The organism is Methylobacterium sp. WL6, assembly GCF_008040095.1.
Taxonomy (GTDB): Bacteria; Pseudomonadota; Alphaproteobacteria; order Rhizobiales; family Beijerinckiaceae; genus Methylobacterium.
The window spans coordinates 1-3316 of record NZ_VRVH01000402.1; the positions used below are offsets into that span (position 1 = coordinate 1).

A 3316-nucleotide genomic window follows, 5' to 3' on the forward strand; every position below is an offset into this window, starting at 1 on the left:
AAGTATGAATCACCTTCCCATAAGCATCCAGCACGCTCTCGTGCATCATCTCGGATAGCGTCGGGTGCGGGAAGACCGTGTGCATCAGGTCTTCCTCGGTGGTCTCGAGGTTCATGGCGACGACGTAGCCCTGGATCAGCTCGGTCACCTCGGCGCCGACCATGTGGGCGCCGAGCAGCTGGCCGGTGTTGGCGTCGAACACCGTCTTGATCAGCCCGTCCGGCTCGCCGAGCGCGATCGCCTTGCCGTTGCCGGCGAAGGGGAAGCGGCCGACCTTGATCGCAAAACCCTGCTCCTTGGCCTTGGCTTCGGTGAGGCCGACGGAGGCAATCTGCGGCTGGCAGTAGGTGCAGCCGGGGATTTTTGCCTTGTCCATCGGGTGGGTGGGCAGGCCCTTGATCGTCTCGATGCAGATCACGCCCTCGTGCTCGGCCTTGTGGGCGAGCATCGGCGGGCCGGCGACGTCGCCGATGGCGTAGAGGCCGGGCACGTTGGTGCGGCCGAGCCCGTCGGTGACGACGATGCCGCGCTCGATCTTGACCCCGAGCTTCTCCAGCCCGATCCCCTCGATGTTGCCGACGACGCCCACCGCCGAGATCAGCTTCTCCGCCGTCAGCGTCTGCACCTTGCCGTCGGCGGCCTCGATGGTGGCGGTGATCGAATCCGCGCCCTTCTCGACCTTGGTCACCTTGGCGCCGGTCAGGATCTTGATGCCCTGCTTCTCGAAGCGCTTGCGGGCGATGGCGGCGATCTCCGGATCCTCCACCGGCAGGATCTGCGGCAGCAGCTCCACCACCGTCACCTCGGCGCCCATGGTGCGGTAGAACGAGGCGAACTCGATGCCGATCGCGCCCGAGCCCATCACCAGGAGCGACTTCGGCATCGTCTCCGGCACCATCGCCTCGTAGTAGGTCCAGATCAGCTTCTTGTCGGGCTCGATGCCGGGGATCGCGCGCGGGCGCGCGCCGGTGGCGACGATGATGTGCTTGGCCGAATACGTCCCGGCCGCGAGCGCGCCCTTCGGCGCCGGCGCGCGGGCGGTCTCCTTGACCGTCACCTGCCCCGTGCCGTTGCCCTTGGCGACGCTGTCGACCGTGGCCTCGCCCCAGATCACGTCGACCTTGTTCTTCTTCAGGAGGTGGCCGACGCCGCCGTTCAGCTTCGACGAGACGCCGCGCGAGCGCTTCACGATCGCGCCCGTGTCGAACGAGACCTCCTTGGCGGAGAGCCCGTAATCGGAGGCGTGCTGCATGTAGTGGTAGATCTCGGCCGAGCGCAGCAGCGCCTTGGTCGGAATGCAGCCCCAGTTCAGGCAGATGCCGCCGAGGTGCTCCCGGTCCACCACCGCGGTCTTGAACCCGAGCTGCGCCGCACGGATGGCGGTGACGTAGCCGCCGGGGCCGGCGCCGATGATGAGCACGTCGTAGCTGTCGGCCATGAGGGTCTGGTCTCTTCCCTGGAGCGTCTCGGAGGCGAGCGTAGACGAGGACGGCGCGGGCGCCAACGCGCGTCGCGTGCGGGCGGGTTACATCGCTCGCGCGTTCCTCCCCCGCTCAAGGGGGAAGGAAGACTGGCCCCCTACCCCGCCGCCCGCGACCCGCGCCACAGCCGCCACAGGCGGCGCCAGCGGGCGGTCTCGATCGGGGTGTTGAGCGGGTCGTAGCCCGAGCGCTCCATCGCGGCGAGGTAGCCGTCGACCAGGGCGAGCGGCAGGAAGGCGGCGCGCGCGGCCGGCGCGATCGTGCTCGGCAAGACCAACGTGCCGGAGCTCGCCGGCGCGCTGGAGACCGACAACCTCGTCTACGGCCGTACCAACAACCCCTACGACCTCGCCCGGACGCCGGGCGGCAGCAGCGGCGGCGAGGCGGCGATCGTCGCGGCCGGCGGCTCGCCCCTCGGCCTCGGCACCGATGCCGGCGGCAGCATCCGCGTCCCGGCGCATTATTGCGGGCTGGCCGCGCTCAAGCCGACCTCGGGCCGCATCCCGCGCACCGGGCAGTTTCCCCGGCCGATGGGTGCGCGCAACAGCGTGTTCCACGTCAGCCTGATCGCCCGCCGCGTCGACGACCTCGCCCTCGCGCTGCCCATCGTCGCCGGGCCGGATTTTCGCGACTACACCATCGTCGACATGCCGTTGCGCGATCCGGACGCCGTCGGCCTGCGCGGGCTGAAGCTCGCCTTCTTCGACGACGACGGCGCATCGGCCCCGACGCCGGAGATCGCGGCGGCCGTGCGCGCGGCGGCGAGGGCGTTCGCGGAGGCCGGCCTGACGGTCGAGGAGCGCCGCCTGCCGGAGGCCGAGACGGCGGCGGCGGTCTACTACGACATGACCCGCGGCGACGGGGGCGCCGGCACCCGGGCCTTCCTGCGCTCGATCGGGACCGAGCGGATCTCGCCGCTGTTCGAGCAGTCGCTCGGCACGCGCGCGGCGCCGGCCATGGCCGGCATCACCGAGGCGCTGGCGGCGTTCGCCCGCTGGGACGCGTTCCGCAACGCGCAGCTCGCCTTCCTGCAGGGCTACGACGCGGTGCTGTCGCCGGTGGCGCCCTACGTCGCGCCGGCGCACGGCACCAGCTTCGATCCGGCGCTGCAGCGCGGGGTCGGCTACGCCCAGAACCACAACCTCACCGGCTGGCCGGCGGTGGCGGTCCGCGTCGGCACCTCGCCCGAGGGGATGCCGATCGGGGTGCAGGTGGCGGCCCACCCGTGGCGCGAGGACGTCGCCCTCGCCCTCGGCCGTCATCTCGAGGCGAGCTTCGGGGGCTTCGCCCCGCCCGCGATCTGACCGGTCGTCCCTACGCGCCCGGCGCCCAGTCGATCGTCGGGCGCTGCGCCAGGATACGGTCGAAGTAGTTGGCCACCGCCTGCGCCCCGTCCGCATGCATCATCGCCACCGGGTGGGCGAGGTAGGCGCGGGCCAGCTCCAGCGGCATCTCGCCGGCCTTCAGCGCGTTGAGCACCGCATCGATGAAGGCGTCGTTGGCCTCGTTGAAATCGCTCGACAGCTTCTTGCGGTCGTTCAGGGCCTGGATCGCCATCGCGCATGCTCCGTGCCGCCCCCGCGGCGACGCGGTTCTACGGATGGAGGGGCCGATCGTTCCCGAAGAGGGCGCACCCGTCTCAGGATCGCTGGAGGGCCTTTCGGGCGGCCTGTCGTGGTTCTGTCGTCAAAATCGGAGAAAGTTCCGTTTTGGCTGTTGACGGGCTGCTGGGTGGTCCGTATACCCCTGTTCATCGAGACGGGGCGGCGGCGACGCGGTTCTGGACTTGGTCCACCGACATGACGAGCGATAGGGCAGCTGGCGGGAGCCGGGTG

General features: G+C 70.5%; 4 protein-coding genes. 1 reads left to right on the forward strand and 3 read right to left on the reverse strand.

What is annotated here, in order from left to right:
* On the reverse strand, positions 1-1438 hold a 1438-nt coding region (lpdA, locus tag FV230_RS26270; protein WP_147844476.1), incomplete at its 3' end, for a dihydrolipoyl dehydrogenase.
* 140 nt (positions 1439-1578) lie between these two features.
* A complete protein-coding gene (locus FV230_RS26275; RefSeq protein WP_281408334.1) occupies positions 1579-1752 on the reverse strand; it encodes a hypothetical protein in 174 nt (57 codons plus the stop codon).
* On the opposite strand from FV230_RS26275, the gene FV230_RS26280 reads away from it, so the two are divergent.
* Entirely contained in the window at positions 1742-2785 is a 1044-nt protein-coding gene (locus FV230_RS26280) for an amidase (protein ID WP_187275631.1), read from the forward strand. The two genes, FV230_RS26275 and FV230_RS26280, sit on opposite strands and share 11 nt — an antisense overlap.
* Before the next feature lie 10 nt (positions 2786-2795).
* On the opposite strand, the gene FV230_RS26285 is transcribed toward FV230_RS26280, so the two are convergent.
* Entirely contained in the window at positions 2796-3038 is a 243-nt protein-coding gene (locus tag FV230_RS26285; RefSeq protein ID WP_147729926.1) for a hypothetical protein, read from the reverse strand.
* Positions 3039-3316 lie beyond the last annotated feature (278 nt).